This is a genomic window from Gordonia sp. CPCC 205333, from assembly GCF_048537885.1.
GTDB lineage: Bacteria > Actinomycetota > Actinomycetes > Mycobacteriales > Mycobacteriaceae > Gordonia.
Genome location: NZ_JBCLVI010000003.1, coordinates 656,823 through 671,872 on the forward strand (window position 1 = coordinate 656,823; position 15,050 = coordinate 671,872).

Annotated in this window: 17 protein-coding genes and 1 pseudogene; 8 read left to right on the top strand and 10 right to left on the bottom strand. The window is 61.4% G+C overall.

The window, feature by feature from the left end:
- Positions 1-239: 239 nt before the first annotated feature.
- Positions 240-362: a hypothetical protein gene (locus AAFP29_RS13310; protein WP_419217831.1), complete on the bottom strand. Its 123-nt coding sequence runs from the start codon at positions 360-362 to the stop codon at positions 240-242.
- 362 nt (positions 363-724) lie between these two features.
- Between AAFP29_RS13310 and AAFP29_RS13315 the strand changes: the two genes are divergently transcribed.
- Both AAFP29_RS13315 and AAFP29_RS13320 read left to right on the top strand, forming a co-directional pair.
- Positions 725-1,360, top strand: a complete 636-nt coding sequence (locus AAFP29_RS13315) for a winged helix-turn-helix transcriptional regulator (protein ID WP_419217832.1) — start codon at positions 725-727, stop codon at positions 1,358-1,360.
- Positions 1,361-1,469: 109 nt separating this feature from the next.
- Positions 1,470-1,991 (top strand): annotated as a pseudogene (locus tag AAFP29_RS13320) (epoxide hydrolase); the annotation flags it as partial.
- Between the two features lie 38 nt (positions 1,992-2,029).
- Here AAFP29_RS13320 and AAFP29_RS13325 read toward each other — a convergent pair.
- On the bottom strand, positions 2,030-2,662 hold the full coding sequence (locus AAFP29_RS13325) for a hypothetical protein (RefSeq protein WP_419217833.1): 633 nt from the start codon (positions 2,660-2,662) through the stop codon (positions 2,030-2,032).
- 266 nt (positions 2,663-2,928) lie between these two features.
- Between AAFP29_RS13325 and AAFP29_RS13330 the strand changes: the two genes are divergently transcribed.
- The gene (locus AAFP29_RS13330) at positions 2,929-3,894 is read left to right on the top strand and encodes an enoyl-CoA hydratase/isomerase family protein (RefSeq protein WP_419217834.1); all 966 of its coding nucleotides are present in this window, start codon (positions 2,929-2,931) and stop codon (positions 3,892-3,894) included.
- Positions 3,895-4,220: 326 nt separating this feature from the next.
- Entirely contained in the window at positions 4,221-4,850 is a 630-nt protein-coding gene (locus AAFP29_RS13335; protein ID WP_419217835.1) for an LGFP repeat-containing protein, read from the top strand.
- Between the two features lie 138 nt (positions 4,851-4,988).
- Here the strand turns inward: AAFP29_RS13335 and thiD are convergent, their stop codons facing one another.
- Together thiD and AAFP29_RS13345 are read right to left on the bottom strand one after the other, a co-directional pair.
- Positions 4,989-5,780 carry a bifunctional hydroxymethylpyrimidine kinase/phosphomethylpyrimidine kinase gene (gene thiD / locus AAFP29_RS13340; protein ID WP_419217836.1) on the bottom strand — a complete coding sequence of 264 codons (792 nt, stop codon included), beginning with the start codon at positions 5,778-5,780 and terminating at the stop codon, positions 4,989-4,991.
- Between the two features lie 20 nt (positions 5,781-5,800).
- Positions 5,801-6,262 (bottom strand): MarR family winged helix-turn-helix transcriptional regulator, encoded by a 462-nt coding sequence (locus tag AAFP29_RS13345; RefSeq protein ID WP_419217837.1) that lies wholly within the window; start codon positions 6,260-6,262, stop codon positions 5,801-5,803.
- A gap of 104 nt (positions 6,263-6,366) precedes the next feature.
- On the opposite strand from AAFP29_RS13345, the gene AAFP29_RS13350 reads away from it, so the two are divergent.
- Positions 6,367-7,557, top strand: a complete 1,191-nt coding sequence (locus AAFP29_RS13350; RefSeq protein ID WP_419217838.1) for an MFS transporter — start codon at positions 6,367-6,369, stop codon at positions 7,555-7,557.
- 13 nt (positions 7,558-7,570) lie between these two features.
- On the opposite strand, the gene fadD5 is transcribed toward AAFP29_RS13350, so the two are convergent.
- Positions 7,571-9,175 carry a fatty-acid--CoA ligase FadD5 gene (gene fadD5 / locus AAFP29_RS13355; RefSeq protein WP_419217839.1) on the bottom strand — a complete coding sequence of 535 codons (1,605 nt, stop codon included), beginning with the start codon at positions 9,173-9,175 and terminating at the stop codon, positions 7,571-7,573.
- Positions 9,176-9,248: 73 nt separating this feature from the next.
- Here fadD5 and AAFP29_RS13360 point away from each other — a divergent pair, with 73 nt between their 5' ends.
- Genes AAFP29_RS13360 through AAFP29_RS13370 form a run of 3 tightly spaced genes read left to right on the top strand, consistent with a single transcriptional unit; the run spans position 9,249 to position 10,807 of the window.
- Entirely contained in the window at positions 9,249-9,668 is a 420-nt protein-coding gene (locus tag AAFP29_RS13360) for a MarR family winged helix-turn-helix transcriptional regulator (protein ID WP_419217840.1), read from the top strand.
- A gap of 56 nt (positions 9,669-9,724) precedes the next feature.
- A complete protein-coding gene (locus tag AAFP29_RS13365) occupies positions 9,725-10,054 on the top strand; it encodes a rhodanese-like domain-containing protein (RefSeq protein ID WP_419217841.1) in 330 nt (109 codons plus the stop codon).
- 54 nt (positions 10,055-10,108) lie between these two features.
- Positions 10,109-10,807 carry a DUF4189 domain-containing protein gene (locus AAFP29_RS13370; RefSeq protein WP_419217842.1) on the top strand — a complete coding sequence of 233 codons (699 nt, stop codon included), beginning with the start codon at positions 10,109-10,111 and terminating at the stop codon, positions 10,805-10,807.
- Between the two features lie 9 nt (positions 10,808-10,816).
- On the opposite strand, the gene AAFP29_RS13375 is transcribed toward AAFP29_RS13370, so the two are convergent.
- The 5 genes from AAFP29_RS13375 to AAFP29_RS13395 form a co-directional block, all read right to left on the bottom strand.
- Positions 10,817-11,884: a sulfate/molybdate ABC transporter ATP-binding protein gene (locus tag AAFP29_RS13375; protein ID WP_419217843.1), complete on the bottom strand. Its 1,068-nt coding sequence runs from the start codon at positions 11,882-11,884 to the stop codon at positions 10,817-10,819.
- A complete protein-coding gene (locus tag AAFP29_RS13380) occupies positions 11,881-12,702 on the bottom strand; it encodes an ABC transporter permease (protein ID WP_419218100.1) in 822 nt (273 codons plus the stop codon). Before AAFP29_RS13380 ends, AAFP29_RS13375 begins: the two co-directional genes overlap by 4 nt.
- On the bottom strand, positions 12,702-13,463 hold the full coding sequence (modA, locus tag AAFP29_RS13385; protein ID WP_419217844.1) for a molybdate ABC transporter substrate-binding protein: 762 nt from the start codon (positions 13,461-13,463) through the stop codon (positions 12,702-12,704). Before modA ends, AAFP29_RS13380 begins: the two co-directional genes overlap by 1 nt.
- On the bottom strand, positions 13,460-13,861 hold the full coding sequence (locus AAFP29_RS13390) for a TOBE domain-containing protein (RefSeq protein WP_419217845.1): 402 nt from the start codon (positions 13,859-13,861) through the stop codon (positions 13,460-13,462). The genes modA and AAFP29_RS13390 overlap by 4 nt, the downstream gene beginning before the upstream one ends.
- Before the next feature lie 71 nt (positions 13,862-13,932).
- On the bottom strand, positions 13,933-14,937 hold the full coding sequence (locus AAFP29_RS13395; protein WP_419217846.1) for a zinc-binding metallopeptidase family protein: 1,005 nt from the start codon (positions 14,935-14,937) through the stop codon (positions 13,933-13,935).
- Positions 14,938-15,050: the final 113 nt, after the last annotated feature.

The following is a 15,050-nucleotide window of genomic DNA, read 5'->3' on the forward strand; positions in this document are numbered from 1 at the left end:
CCCCCAGCGTTAGCATTGATCATTCAACTATCTGACTCTACTTCGAATCACGGGACCGTTGCCCGAATTCAAAGTGAATATAGGTGAGGCATTCTTACCGTCAATTCAGTGATACTGAACTACTTCCCTAGTGTAAAAGACGTCTCGTTAGGCTGTTCACGCGACCAATGCCCACCTTCTCGGTGACTTTTGAATACATAGGTTGAGAACGAAAGTCGAGAGACAATAAGAACATCCGCTCAAGTTGCGAAGATGCCGCGTGCCGCCGCGGCTACGCTCGTGACCAGCACTATCAGCGTCGAAGCGATTTCCACGCCGCCGACTTTGGCGCGCTCCCCGGACGGAACTTTCAGTATTCGCACAATAACCTTTAGGGATCCTTACCTCGGCAATCTGGCAGTTCAACAAACGTATCATCGCGGCCACGGTATCGCCGATAGCAGCGCCTAAACAGCGATGAGTTTCTGGGACTACGAAAGTCTGATCTCTTCTTAAGCCTGTCCGCATCGTCCTGTTCGGATATTTTCATCGTTAAGAAATCCAGTCCAGACTTTCGCGACCTTACCAACGGTTCATCAAATTCGTTCCCCAGCGGACGTCGGCGACTCCGCCAGGCCGCTTACCCTTCGCGGTGGCCAATGTTGCCACTCAACTGCTCGAAGTCATTGCGAGTCGACGGCCTCCTATACACTTGTCTTTATCAAGTAGTTTGAGAGAGGGTTCGATGCGCACCTATGGTCAGTTCTGCGGCCTCGCCCGCTCCCTGGAAGTCGTGGGCGACCGATGGAATCTGCTCATCGTTCGCCAGCTTCTCATCGCCCCGGCCCGCTACCGGGATCTGATCGACGGCCTCCCCGGCATCGCCACCAACTTGCTCGCCGACCGTCTTCGTGACCTCGAGGAGTCCGGTGTAGTCGAGCGTAGATTGGCAGCCCAGGGCAGCGTCGTCGAGTACGCGTTGACTCCCTGGGGTGCCGAACTACGCGAACCGATAGCGAGTCTGATCCGCTGGTCCACACCACTCATGATCAGAGGACCCGAAAAAGACTCGTTCCGCCCTGAGTGGCTGACCATTGCCATCCCGACCTTGCTCAATGCGCGGGTCGAGGCCCGCCCAAAGTCGGCAATCGGCCTCGATGTCGGCGGGCCGACACTACAACTGCATGCGACGAACGAGGGTTTCGATGTCGGTACGCGCGACGCTCGCGAACTCGTCGGCGTCGTTCGTGGTGAGCCCGCGTTCGTCCTCGGCCTGGCCGCCGGCGCCCTCAGTCTCGACGACGCGACGGCAGCCGGGTTGGTAGAGGTGGACGGCGACGAATCGGTCGTCCGCACCTACTTCACCAAACCCGAGGAATAGGGCACAGTGACCCGACGCCCGGTGGTGAACGCATGAACCACTATCGCCAGCCTGACGACGTGCGGGCATTCGAAGCATATGCAAGTGACGCCGACCTCGATGATTTGCGAGCACCGACGGGCTGACGCCGATCGAACGCGAATGGACCGAGGAAACCCGCGACTTTTGGCATACCCGCGCGGCGTACGCGAAACAGCAGGCAACTCGGCCACAAACCATTGGCTATTCGCTCGTCGACTCACCGGTTGGGCTTCTCGCGTGGATTCTGGACAAATTCGCCGAGTGGACCGATACCGAGAACGGGCCGCTCGAGACAATCTCCCTCGACCGCATCCTCGACGATGTGACGCTGTACTGGCTCACCCGGACAGGCGCGTCCGCGGCACGGATCTACTACGAGAGTCACGACTCACTCGACCCGGAACTTCGGGTCGACGTCCCGTCGGCGATCACGATGTATCCCCGCGACATCGAGAAATGTCCCCGCCCGTGGGCGCAAGAGCGGTACCGACAGATCGTGCGATGGCGTTCGGCGGATGCTGGTGGCCATTTTCCGTCGCTCGAGGTTCCCGAGTTCTTTGTCAACGATCTTCAAGAGGGGCTTGCGGCAGTGCTAGCCGCCAACGACTGACGGCGCGAACCGATGCCGACGACAACTGTGACAACAGTTCACATACCGCCGAGCGATCCCGACGACGAACCCCAGTCCAGCGAACCATTTCCGTGCGGTTTGGACTTACACCCGGTGACGACAAGTTTGACCGGATTCGGTAGCCGGTCCGCGGTCTGCGGCCCGGTCTTCACGCGGAAGTAGATGGTTTGGGTTCCCGACGCCGACGCGGCCGGGGGTGCAGGATTCTCGACCGTTTTGAGATTGACTGTGGTTGTACTGACGAAACCGTCTGGCTGGGCCGCGCTGTTATACGGCACTCCGCTGCCCCAATGTGTCACGCCGGCAGCAAGTTCCGAATGAAGCGCCGGGTTGCCGACCCACCTCGCGATCGGCCACGGCACACCGCTGGTATATCGCCAGGGCGCTGTCACGGGCAGGCCCGTATCGCTCGCACCCGCGTTGATCCAGGTGTCGTTTGCCTCCTGCTCAAACCACCAATCCGGTTGGAAATAGGACGAATTCGTGTAATTGGTGAGGGTGAAGGTCGCCGTGCAGTTTGCGCTGTCTACTGCGGTAAGTGTTATCCCCCGGCCAGCAGCCGAGGCGCTGTTGCCGCAGGTGAACGCGGTGGCCGTGACTCCCGCTATCGCGATGCCGGTCACGATGCTTCGAATGATCGAGCGTCTCATCGGTGCCTCCTTCTCGCGCCGACCCGATCGTCGTGGTCACGCGTTGCAGTGTGATGTACACCATAGTTTCCTCACCTTGGTGCCGTTGGTGGATCGCGAAATCGCCAATCGAGTCCTGGCCTCTGGCACCTCCGCACCCCTTGCGGTATACCGATCGGTCTACTAGCGTGACTACTGCGACCAGCCGCCCAGCAGCTCGACGTCTAGGCGCCTGAACTCACCCGAAAGGGCGCGGCGTCGCCAACCGCCAACAAAAGGAACCTCGCATGAGCAATCGACCGAATGCGTCAGAATTGCCACTGACGACACTCACCCTGCGGCAGGACGGACGTGTTCTCACCGCACAGTTCAATCAACCGCCACATCACTTCGTGACCATCGACTTCGTGCGCGATCTCGACGCCCTGACTCGCGCGGTGGATAAGGACAGTAGCGTCGGCGCGGTGGTGCTCACCGGCACCGACAAGAATTTCTTGACCCACGCCGATCCGGACGGACTCCAGCCACTTACCCAACTTCCGCATCTGCCTGGCCGATTGCTCACTCCAGTGATCACCGCGCAGGGCTTCATCGCCCGGTTGCCTGGAACGGTCAAGCTGCTCGAGAGCCTGGGCGCCACTACCTCGACCATCGCCTGGGGCGTGCGCTGGAAACGAACGATTCTGCGGATGAACCGCTCGCGCGTTGTCTATATCGCCGCGATCAACGGACCCACCACCGGCGGCGGCCAGGAGATCGCGTTAGCATGCGATCTTCGCTACGCCGAGGATGCCGAACACGTTCGGATGGGGCAGATCGAACTTCTCGCCGGTCTGATCCCCGGCGGCGGAGGGACGCAGAGGTTGCCCAGCATTATCGGCTTGGGCAAGGCCGTCGAATACATACTCGAAGGTGCTACATTTTCGGCGCGAGAAGCGCTTGAGCTGGGCATTGTGAACCACCTGACCGAACCGGGTGCCGTCCTTGCCGCAGCCCAGCACACTGCCACTCGACTGGCACGCAGATCGCCAACGGCCATCGCCGAAGCAAAACGAGCGCTGTATTTCGCGTCTCGAAAACCGCTGTCGATCGGGTTGGATATGGAACTCGGCGGATTCGTGTCGGCGGGTTCCACCAAGGCGTCGAAGGATGTTCATCAGGCGTTCGACGAGGATCTGCGACGACTCGGCACTTCCCCGCTAATCGAAGCGGAATCCGACTGGCGAACGGGCACGAGGGTCGATCAAACTTGAGCCGGTCGGCGCGTCTCCGAAGCCGCCGATCGCCTGCGATCCATCGTGGACTGAGCGGCAACACATCGTTAGCCGGTACAACGAATTGGTAACGAATACCCCGTCCTCTCAGCTGTGCCACAGAATGCACTCTCGCTGGTTAGCCGCTCGGCAGCAGATTGAGGAAGGTTGAAATGACCGTTCCGTCCGTTACTGTATGCCCGATTCGGGCCATCGCTAGTTTCCAATCCCGCATCTTCTCGTCCAATTCCTGGTTAGCTCAACCTCGGTGCGCGTTCGATCTGCACCATGTGCGTTTAGTTGCTCTCAGAAACCGAAAGGGAATCATGAAGCAGGTCTTTCGACGGGCGGTCGGTGCTGCTGCCGCCGCTTCCATCGCAGTGCTCGTCGTCGCGGGTTGTAGCGATGACAACGACAACTCGGCAGAATCGGCGGCATCGTCCGCCGTTGCGTCGGCAACCGACTCAGCTACCACATCGGGCTCCGCGGACGCATCGGGTGAGAAGTCGTCGGTAGAGCTCACCGCGGCCGACGGCACCAAGGTCACACTGTCCGGCTCGATCGCCACGAAGTACAGTGCGGCGACCGAAAAGCAGAAGGCCGATCTGGGCAAGCCGAAGACTGGCGACGACGCCTCGGGCACCAGTGATAGCGGTGTCATCTATCAGCAGTTCGACGGTGGCGTCATCACCGCGAAGAACGCCGATGCTGGCACCCCCGCCTACATCACCTGGGGCAAGATCCGCGACGCGTGGAACGTCGACCGCGACGAGTCGGGTAAGCCATCGGACGACGGTAAGGGCGGCTCGGATGGCCCGCTCGGCACCGCAACCAGTGATGAAACCGAAGAAGGCACCGTGAAAACGTCGACCTTCGAACACGGCAAGATCACCTGGGACTCCAAGACCGACACGGTGGAGGTGACCGTGAACGACAAGGTAGTGCCCGCCAAGTAGGCACTCGCCCTTCGCGATTGCGCCCCACTCGCCACGGCGGGTGGGGCGCAATTCATTGTCGATGCTGACGAGCGAAGACAACTCCTATCGAGCGAAACCTCAACGGCCGCGCAATCAGTCACGGCGAGGTGGGCAGCCTCAGGCGCCCTGCCAGACAGTGTCGAACGGCGTGTTCGCCGAGACGCGGCCGAGGATCCCGGCAGTCGTCAGATCCTTCGCGCGCGACACCGCGTCGAGTACGTCACTCCCCTTCGCTAACTCTGCCGTAATCGCCGCGGCGAGCGTGCAGCCGGCGCCCGACACTCGTTCCTCGCCGATCTTCGGCGAGCGAAGCACAGTGATGTCGCTGCCATCAAAGACCAAATCAACGGCGTCGTCGCCGGGCAGTTCCACTCCCCCCTTGGCCACGACGTAACGCGGTCCCAAGTCCGCTATTCGACGAGCTGCTTGCGCCAAGTCCTCAACGCTCGCAATCGAATCCATCCCCGACAACGTTCGCGCTTCGAACAGGTTGGGCGTCAACACGGTCGCCAATGGAAGGATGTGGGTGCGTAAGGCGTTGTCGGTGTCGAGCGCCGCGCCGGGCTCCTGTCCCTTGCAGATGAGGACTGGATCGACGACGACGTGGCGCCACGACTGACGCGACAGCGATTCGGCCACGGTGTCGATCGTCGCGGGCGTTCCGAGCATTCCGATTTTCACAACTTCGAGAGTATGAGCTGCTGTCGCCGCCTCGATCTGATCGGCGATCACCTCCGGCGCGATCGGCACGAACCGATGTCCCCAGCCATTCTTCGGGTCGAAGGACACGATGCAGGTGATGGTTCCGACGCCGTATACGCCCAGTTGCTGGAAAGTCTTCAGGTCGGCCTGCAGGCCCGCTCCTCCGGTTGCTTCCGAACCTGCGATGACATACGCGAATTCAACCATGCCACCAGGCTATCGGCTGCCTACCTCGCCGCGACCTCGACCGTCGGCAACTCATGCAAAGCCTGCACCAGCGGCGCCAATTCGGGTGTGCTGCACGCCGAATCCAAAGCGGCTTCCAACGTTGCATCGTGGGTTGGCCGGGACTGCTTCAGCAACTCGCGGCCCTCGTCGGTCAGTTCGGTGTAAATCCCCCGGCGGTCGTCAGCGCATAGGTAGCGACGGGCTAGGTGCCGTTCTTCCAGCCGGTTGACCAATCGTGTTGTGGCACTTGAACTCAACGCCGCAGCGCGGGCCAGCTGCGCCATCCGCATATGCCATCCATCCTGCCGGTTGAGCGCATCGAGAACGGTGTATTCGACGACCGACAGACGATGCTCGCGCTGAAGGGCGCGTTCAAGCTCAGTGTCCAAAAAGCCATGCAAGGCCGCGAGCGTGCGCCAGCCCTGGGACCGAATCTCCACCGCATCGTCGGCAATACTCATGCGGCAATGCTACCAGCTTGCGCTTCTAGCCAGCGCATGCAACTATTTACTCCGCGCCTGCAACTAATGCACACGCGCTCTATCGTGCCACGAAAGGATCTGCAATGCCTGTCGGCCTTCTTGCCCTTGCCCTTGGCGGCTTCGGCATCGGACTCACCGAGTTCGTCATCATGGGTCTGCTTCCCGAGGTAGCCGCCGATTTCGGCGTCACCGAATCCGTTGCCGGGTATCTGATTTCGGGATACGCGTTGTCCGTGGCGGTCGGCGGAGTCGCCCTCACCGCAGCGGTCATTCGCTTTGACCGCAAACGTGTGTTGATGGCGCTGATGGTTCTGTTCATCGGCGGCAATCTGCTATCGGCCTTGTCAGTGAACTACGAAATGTTGCTCGCCGGCCGTATCCTGGCCGCTCTATGCCACGGAGCATTCTTCGGCATCGGCGCGGTGGTAGCGGCGGATATGGTCGCCCCAGCAAAACGTGCCGGGGCGATAGCCATGATGTTTGCCGGGCTGACCATCGCCAACGTCCTTGGTGTTCCGTTCGGAACCTTCCTCGGCCAGCAGCTTGGCTGGCGCTCGACGTTTTGGGCAATCACAGTCATCGGCGTGATCGCTCTGGCCGGGATCGCAATCCTGGTGCCCGACACTAGAACTGATGACCCAGCTGCCGCCCCAAGTCTGCGGACCGAGTTCACCGCGTTCCGTTCGCCGCAGGTGTGGTTCTCCATCATCATCACGATCCTGGGCTTCGGTGGCATGTTCGGCGCCTTCACCTATATCGCTTATACCCTCACCGACGTCTCCGGATTCGCATCGGCGACCGTGCCGTGGCTCCTTGTCCTTTTCGGCGCGGGTCTGTTCATCGGCAACTACGCCGGCGGCAAAGCCGCCGACCGATCATTGTCGACGACACTGATCGCAGTCCTCGCGACTTTGACGGTGGTACTGATCGTCTTCGCGATCACTGCCGGTAGTCAGGTCATGACCATCATCTCGCTAATACTTATGGGCGCCTTCGGATTTGCCACCGTCCCCGGCCTTCAAATGCGAATCATGAACTACGCCTCGACCGCGCCGACCCTCGCTTCGGGTGCCAACATCGCGGCGTTCAATGTCGGAAACGCCTTGGGCGCGTGGGTCGGTGGCCTGACCATCGGTGTCGGCCTTGGTTATACCTCGCCAATTTGGGCCGGTGCGGCAATCACCTTGCTCGGTCTGTCGGTACTGCTATTCGCCACCAGCCGCCATCAGCACAGTGTCCGTCTCGGCGACGCCGCGACACTCGTGCACCACTGACATCGCGGCGATCTTAATCGGCCAACCCGATGTCTTTGCTTCCGTAGACATCGCGCAGCCGCGGCTTTACCACCTTGCCGCCCGCGTTACGCGGGAGTTCGTCGATGATGATGAGTTCCTTCGGCTGCTTGAAGCGAGCGAGGTTCTCATCGAGGTAGGGCTTCAATTCGTCCAGAGTGAGAGTGTCGACGCCGTCGAGGACGACTATCGCGACGGGCACTTCTCCCCATTTGTGGTCCGCGCGACCAATTATCGCCGCCTCCCTGATCGCCGGATGTCCGAACAGAACATTCTCCACTTCGGCGCTGTAGATATTCTCGCCACCTGAAATGATCATGTCCTTCGCGCGGTCAACGACGAAGAGAAAGCCGTCGTCGTCTTCGCGCACCAAATCGCCCGAGTGGAACCATCCGCCGCGGAATGCGTCAGCGGTCTCTTGCGGCTTATGCCAATAGCCCTTCATGAGATTCGGTCCGCGATAGACGATTTCGCCAATCTCACCGGGCTTCACGTCGTTCATCAACGGGTCGACGATCCGCGCGGTCACCGACGGCACGACCTTTCCGATCGACCCCATCTTGCGCACGGCATCGCGCCCATCGAGCATGCAGGTCACCGGCGACATCTCAGTCTGACCGAAGGCTGTCATATTTGACGCCGCCGGAAAATTCGCATTCATCGCCGTCAGTACCGAATCCGATGCCGGTGCCGCACCCCAGCTGATTGTTCTCAGTCTCAACTCACGCGGACGTCGTTGCTGGGCCGCGCATACCGCCTGCCATTGAGCCGGCACCATGAACACCGACGTCGTACCTTCACGCTCGAGGGTATCGAGCATAGTGTCGGCGTCGAAGGCGCCCAGCGGATGGATCACAGCCGTGACTCCGAGGTAGAACACCGGGGCGAAGGCCGCGATCCCGGCGATATGAAACAGTGGCGGAACAACCGACGCGACGTCGCCGGGATGGTGTTCGGTCGCGCTGATCGTGGTTACTGCCTGAGCTTGCACATTTGTGTGAGTAAGCATGGCGCCCTTGGGTTTTCCGGTGGTGCCGGACGTGTACATGATCAGCGCAACGGTGTCTTCCGGAATGTCGGTCTCAGGCAGGTCCGAACTGCCCTCTGCGACCAGCTGCTCGTAGTCAAGATGGGCACCGTCCTCACTTCCGCCGTCCACCACGATGATCGTCTCGATCGTGCCCGTCGATGCCGCCACCGCGTCCGCCAGCGGTGCGAGCAGCCTCTCGGTCAGCAGTACCGTCGATTCGCTGTCGGAGACGAGATAGGACACTTCCGCGGGGCTCATCCGAATATTGACCGGCACCGGGATCGCGCCAATCAGGTTGGCGCCCAACACCGCCTCGATATATTCGGTCCGGTTCAGCAATGCCATCAGTACCCGGTCGCCGAATCTGACACCGCGCCGGTGCAGCGCCGCCGCGAATCCGCGCGAACGCTCGTCAAGGTCACGCCACGAGGTCGCCCGGTCGAGGTATTTGATGGCGACCTGGTCCGGTTTCATAAAAGAATGCCTGCGCACCTGGTTGTTCCAGTGATTACGACGCGACCGAAGTGGCTCGGTTGCCAAGTCGCTCGTCGAGTCGGCGGGAGCGGTCATCGAGGATTCTCCTTGTTTCTCGCCCGCAAGGTACCTCCCCAAGCGGATACCGTTGCGAGGGTAGTCTGCGAGCATGTCCGACAGGCCGCCTTTCAGCCCAACGGTGGCCTTGCTCGCGATCGCCCGGCAGCACGACGCCGCGTTCGCCGCCGCACTCAAACCACTTGGCCTGAGTTCGCGCAAGTACGGCATGCTCGGCCACCTCACCCGCGATCCGGGCATCTCATTCAGCGAGCTCGCACGCCGATCGCATATCTCGGTGCAAAGCGCTCATGCCGCGGTGGCGGCCCTGGTGTCGGCCGGACTGGTGGACGACTCGACGGCACAAGCCGGGTCCGCATCGACCCTCCGGCTCACCGCTGCCGGGGCGTCCCTGCTCCGCCGGGCGACGGCCGAACTCGACCGTCTGGACGCCCAGTTCGCCGCGACCCATCCGGCGCTGACCGAAGGGTTGCGGCGACACGTGACCGGGCTTTTCGACCGCTCACCATAACCTTCAGCTATCCTGAAGGTTATGGCACTTCCCCGTTACCTCGAGTTGACCGTCTCATGAGTTTTCGCCACTACCTCCGTCGACCACCGGCGGTGAGCGCGACCGACGCCCTTCAACTGGTAGCGCACGGAGCCCTCGTCGTCGACGTTCGCCGCGACTTCGAATGGAATCGAGTCCACATTCCCGGCGCGGTGCATATGCCGCTCGAGGTACTGCCTTCCCGATGCGTCGAGTTGCCCGACGATCGGCTCCTCATCGCGTTCTGCACCGGCGGTATCCGGTCGGCCGGGGCGGCGAACTTATTGGTGGAGAACGGGTTCGATGCGGTGAATATGAGCGGCGGACTGATCCAGTGGAGATCTGCCGGCGGCTCGCTTACCGACTGACTCAGCACGACAATATCTTTGGACTAATCTAACGATGCGACCAAAGGAGCAATTGTGAGTGGTCAATGGCCGGGAACTCCGGGCAATCAACCCCAGCCGGGGCCTCAGTTCGGCACCAATCCCTATGGAGCGCCCCACTACCCCACGGGGCCCCAATATCCGGGAGCACCCCACTACCCGAGCGGTCCCCAGTTTCCGGGCGGGCCGGGTGGGCGGCCGCCGCGCCCTGGAATGTCCACCGGCGTCATCATCGCTATCGCAGCGGTGATCGTCGTGGTGGTACTAGTGATCGTTGGCGCAATCGCGGTACTTTTGACGAGGGGGCATGACGACGACCCCACACCGTTAGCGTCGGGATCATCAACGTCAGCGACAACGACCACAACGGACTATTCGAGCTACTCGAGTACTGAAACCACCACAACCACGACCACCACCGTTGCTCCGCCGACAACCTATTTCGGCGCGATCGCGATCTCGCGCGACACGGGAAGCGTTGGCTACTCAATCAACAATCGGAGTCAGGGCGCAGCTGACACCGCGGCACTCGGCCAATGCGCCGACAACACCTGCGAGGTAGTGAGCCGCTTCTACAACGGTTGCGGCGCAGTCGCCCAATCGCAGGCGAATCTTTACTGGGGCTGGGGGTGGGCGTCGACACGGCAAGAGGCGATCAACCAAGCTATCTCGCATGTGCAAGGCGCACAACCGAAGTTGTTGACCGTCCAATGCACCCTTAACGCGAGCGGCTAGCAGGCGGCGTCAGAAGATGCGTACGGCGCTGGCTTTGACGGCAAACCACACCCGAGAACCTACTCCGATTCGCAACTGCGCCAATGCTTCCCGCGTCAATTCTGCGCTCATCTCCTGATCGGCGACTTCGCCGCGGAGCAAGAATCGATCCCCCTGCGGAACCACCTGCGAGACGGTGGTGCGGTAGACGTTGCGGAAACTCGCATCAGTCGGCTCCGACGTTGCCACCACCACGGCGTCCGGGCCGAAGACGGCCGTCGCCCTCGATTCGACACCTACCGGCTCGGCCACGAACCCGGCGACCGAAACTTCTGGCCCCACGACCGACACTCCGTCCCACACACCCGACACCAAATTCAGCCCGGCCAAGCTTGCGGTAAACGAGTTCGCCGGCCGGTGCAGAACATCGCGCACCGGCCCTCGATCGGCGACTTCCCCGTCCACCAGCACTAGCATCTCGTCGGCTAGTGTCACCACATCGATGACGTCGTGGGTCACCATGATCGTCGTATGCGCACCCGCTGTCAGCAAGTCGCGCAACAGGGCGCGTAGGCGCCCCGCGACGTCGACATCGAGCGCCCGGAATGGTTCGTCCAACAACAGAATTCGCGGCTGCGCGGCCAACGCTCGCGCGATCGCTACGCGCTGAGCCTGTCCGCCCGATAGCGCGGACGGCATCCGTTCGGCGAGGTCCGCTACCTCACAGGCCCGCAGCCACTGTGCGACAAGATCTTTCACGCCGGCCGTTGGCACCCGCCGGGCCCGCGGCGCGAACGCGACATTGTCGGCGACGCTCAGATGCGGAAACAAGCGTGCGTCCTGACTGAGCAACGCGATATTCCGCTGGTAGGCGGGGACCACCAGCGACTGGCCGGAAAGGATGGTTTCGCCGACCGCGATCTTCTCGACATCAGCGGGCAGCAGTCCGGCCAGTACCCGCAACAGTGTTGTCTTCCCCGCACCGTTCGGTCCGACGACTGCTGTTGTCCGCCCACCCGCAAAGGCATGGTCGATCGACAAGCGCGGTACGCGATTCTCAATCCGCACAGTCACATTCGCGATATCCGAAATCGTCACAGCACCCCCAGCCGGGCTGATCGGCGAGTATGGACGGCGACGACGACGATCAGCGATACCGCGACGAGTACCAGCGACAGCGGGATGGCCGATTGGGGATCGTCGATCTCCGCCATATAGATCGCCAGCGGAGCGGTTTGCGTGATACCTGGCGCATTGCCCGCGAAGGTAATCGTGGCACCAAACTCGCCGAGTGCCCGAGCGAACGCCAACACCACGCCGGCCAGCAGCGATGGCGCGACGAGCGGGATCGTCACACGTCGCAGTGTGCGCGACGGACTCGCCCCCAATGTCGCTGCGACCTCCTCGTATCTGGTCCCTGCCACCTGCAGCGCGCCTTCGACGCTGATCACCAAAAACGGCAGTGCCACGAAGGTTTGTGCGAGTACCACCGCCGTTGAGGTGAATGCGATATCGATTCCCATCGCGCGCAACGGCTCGCCAACCAACCCCATCCGACCGAACGTGTAGAGCAACGCGATACCGCCCACAACCGGCGGTAATACCAAGGGCAGCAATACAAGTGCCCGCAGGACTCGGGTAACGACACCGTCGTGGCGCGCGAAGGTGACGGCCATCGGCACACCGAGCAGCACGCAAAGGATTGTAGAGAAGGCGGCCGTCCGCAACGACAATAGAAGCGCTTGACGCGACGACGCCGACCACACCTGTTCGATGAAGCTGTCCCACGGCATCTGCAGCAAGAGAGCGATTGGTGGCAGAACGATGAGCGCGATGCCAAGGATGGCTGGCAGATACAACCAGGTCGGGACACCTGTTGTCGAACGGGATCCCAACTGGCCCAGGACCTTCGAGATCAAGGTGCGCCGAAACCTGCGTCCCGCAGAACTTTCTGCCCGGCCGGACTGAGAACCGCATCGACGAATTCCTTTGCCACCCCCTCATTCGCGGCGCCACGCACCGCGGAGATCGGATAGGAGTTCACGACCGCGGCGAACGCTGGATCGACGACGGTCGAGACTTTGTCGCCGGCAGCCTTGGCGTCGGTAACGTACACCAGGCCCGCATCCGCCTGCCCCGACGTCACTTTCGTCAGAACCGCGGTCACCGACTGTTCTTCGGAGGCCGCCTTGATGGTTATCCCAGTGTTCTTCTCAACGGTGTCAGTCGCGGTGCCGCACGGCTGCGCCGACTGGCACACGACGGTCGTGACACCGGCGTTGTTGAGATCGCCAATGGTGCGAATTCCCTTGGGGTTTCCGGGCGCGGTGACAATGACCAGCGTGTTGGTCGCGAAGACCGTCGGATCACTCGCCTTGTCACCGAGTTTTCCCATATTCTTCTCATCCGCACTGGCGAATACGTCGGCGGGTGCACCCTGCTTGATTTGGTTGACCAGGGTCGACGAACCGTCGAATGACAGGGTCACCTTTACACCAGCGTGCGTCTTCTCGAAATCGGCTGCGATGGCGGTGAACGTCTTCTTCAACGATGCCGCGGCATAGACGTTGAGGGTCGTCGATCCAGTCGATTCTGCTGGATCGGCGTCGTCGGTCGTCGAACAGCCTGCTAACAACAACACCGCCGTCGCTGCACCCAGTGCGAGAAACTTCTTCATCCATCGTCTCGTTTCGTCTCAACGATCACGGTTGTGGCCTTCACAACCGCGGTGGCAACCGATCCGGGCTGCAGAGACAGCTCGCGCGCGGCTTCAGCACTCATCAACGAGGTGACCTCGAATGGACCGCACTGCATTCGCACCTGCGCCATGACGCCGTCGATGGTCACATCGGTGACCAAGCCGGTGAATCGATTACGCGCCGAGCGCAGCACCCCGTCGTCATCGGCCGGTGCGGCCGCGCGGTCGCGTGCCAGCCGCGCGAGTTCCACCCCGTCGACCGATGCCGCCCCCTCGAGCCCGGTGGTAGACAGTTTTCCGCTGACGATCCACCGCCGGACGGTGTCATCGCTTACGCCAAGCAGTTTGGCGGCATCTCGCACTTTGATCGCACCCACGCGTACATAATGACCCATCACCAGCAAATGCGCGTACTCAGATGCAATTTGTCCGCATATGCGTCAGAACGCTAGCGCTCGGATGTCACCAACCCGTGCACAAAGCGAATCTTCGCGATGACCGGAGCGGCCAGAATGAACGGATAGAGGTCCGGATGTCCCATCGACCTGTTGATCTGATTGAGCGACCAGGTGAGGGGTAGCCACCAGTCGATGATCTGGTCGAAGCCGACATCGCCGGACAGATCGCTGTCGAGCGTTGAACCGGCCGGAGCGAGCGCGAAAGCCGCGGCGGTATCGAGGGTGTCGCGGATATGCAGGTAGTGCGAAAAGGTCTCCGCGAAGTCTTCGGCCGGGTGCATGGTCGCATACGACGATACGAAGCTGTCCTGCCAATTGGGCGGAGCCCCTTGGGAATAGTGTCGATCGAGCGCGACTTGATAGTCCTGCGTGGCATCGCCGAACAGGTCGGTGAACTGCGATTGGTCCGAATCTCCGACCAACACGGGTTGGTAGTAATGGCCGATCTCATGCCGGAAATGACCGAGTACCGTCCGATAGGGCTCGGCAAGTTCGACTCGCATCTGCTCTCGATGCACGTCGTCGCCTTCAGCGAGGTCGAGTGTGATGACTCCGTTCGCGTGCCCGGTGACGACAGCCTCCACGCTGCTCGACAGCAAGTCGAAGGCGAGGCCGAAATCGGGGTTCTCCTGGCGCGAGACGATCGGCAGACCCAATTCGGTGAGTTCGAAGATCAACCGTCGCTTCGCCGTCTCCGCATCACCGAACTCCGCCAGGGCGTCGGTATCAGAGTCCGATGGCCGGGTCCGCGTAAGCGCACACGACTCACACAGATCCCCGGACCTGGACTCATCGAGAAGCCAATTACATTGAGCTACGACGAAATTCGCGCAGCGGCGTAAGTTACGTCCGCCCACCTGCGCTTGCCCATCATCGTCGAGAACGACGATGGTGCGGTCGGCAAGGGACACTCCCAGTGGACTGTCGCAGTGCAGGCACAGACTGTTTTCGAAGGCTAGACGCTGGCCACATGACTTACATAGGAAATCGCGCATTAACTACTACCTTAGCGAGTTCACGCCAGTTCGCGAGTCGGGTAACGATTCCGCCCGGCTGTCACGGCAGTGACGAGTTCAGATGTGTGCCGCGAGCGATGTCGACGACATTG

Excerpts from the sequence above, each read along its gene's own strand:
- AAFP29_RS13315 (WP_419217832.1), top strand. The coding sequence starts at position 725 with ATGCGCACCTATGGTCAGTTCTGCGGCCTCGCCCGCTCCCTGGAAGTC.
- AAFP29_RS13325 (WP_419217833.1), bottom strand. The coding sequence starts at position 2,662 with ATGAGACGCTCGATCATTCGAAGCATCGTGACCGGCATCGCGATAGCG.
- AAFP29_RS13330 (WP_419217834.1), top strand. The coding sequence starts at position 2,929 with ATGAGCAATCGACCGAATGCGTCAGAATTGCCACTGACGACACTCACC.
- AAFP29_RS13335 (WP_419217835.1), top strand. The coding sequence starts at position 4,221 with ATGAAGCAGGTCTTTCGACGGGCGGTCGGTGCTGCTGCCGCCGCTTCC.
- thiD (WP_419217836.1), bottom strand. The coding sequence starts at position 5,780 with ATGGTTGAATTCGCGTATGTCATCGCAGGTTCGGAAGCAACCGGAGGA.
- AAFP29_RS13345 (WP_419217837.1), bottom strand. The coding sequence starts at position 6,262 with ATGAGTATTGCCGACGATGCGGTGGAGATTCGGTCCCAGGGCTGGCGC.
- AAFP29_RS13350 (WP_419217838.1), top strand. The coding sequence starts at position 6,367 with ATGCCTGTCGGCCTTCTTGCCCTTGCCCTTGGCGGCTTCGGCATCGGA.
- fadD5 (WP_419217839.1), bottom strand. The coding sequence starts at position 9,175 with ATGACCGCTCCCGCCGACTCGACGAGCGACTTGGCAACCGAGCCACTT.
- AAFP29_RS13360 (WP_419217840.1), top strand. The coding sequence starts at position 9,249 with ATGTCCGACAGGCCGCCTTTCAGCCCAACGGTGGCCTTGCTCGCGATC.
- AAFP29_RS13365 (WP_419217841.1), top strand. The coding sequence starts at position 9,725 with ATGAGTTTTCGCCACTACCTCCGTCGACCACCGGCGGTGAGCGCGACC.
- modA (WP_419217844.1), bottom strand. The coding sequence starts at position 13,463 with ATGAAGAAGTTTCTCGCACTGGGTGCAGCGACGGCGGTGTTGTTGTTA.
- AAFP29_RS13395 (WP_419217846.1), bottom strand. The coding sequence starts at position 14,937 with ATGCGCGATTTCCTATGTAAGTCATGTGGCCAGCGTCTAGCCTTCGAA.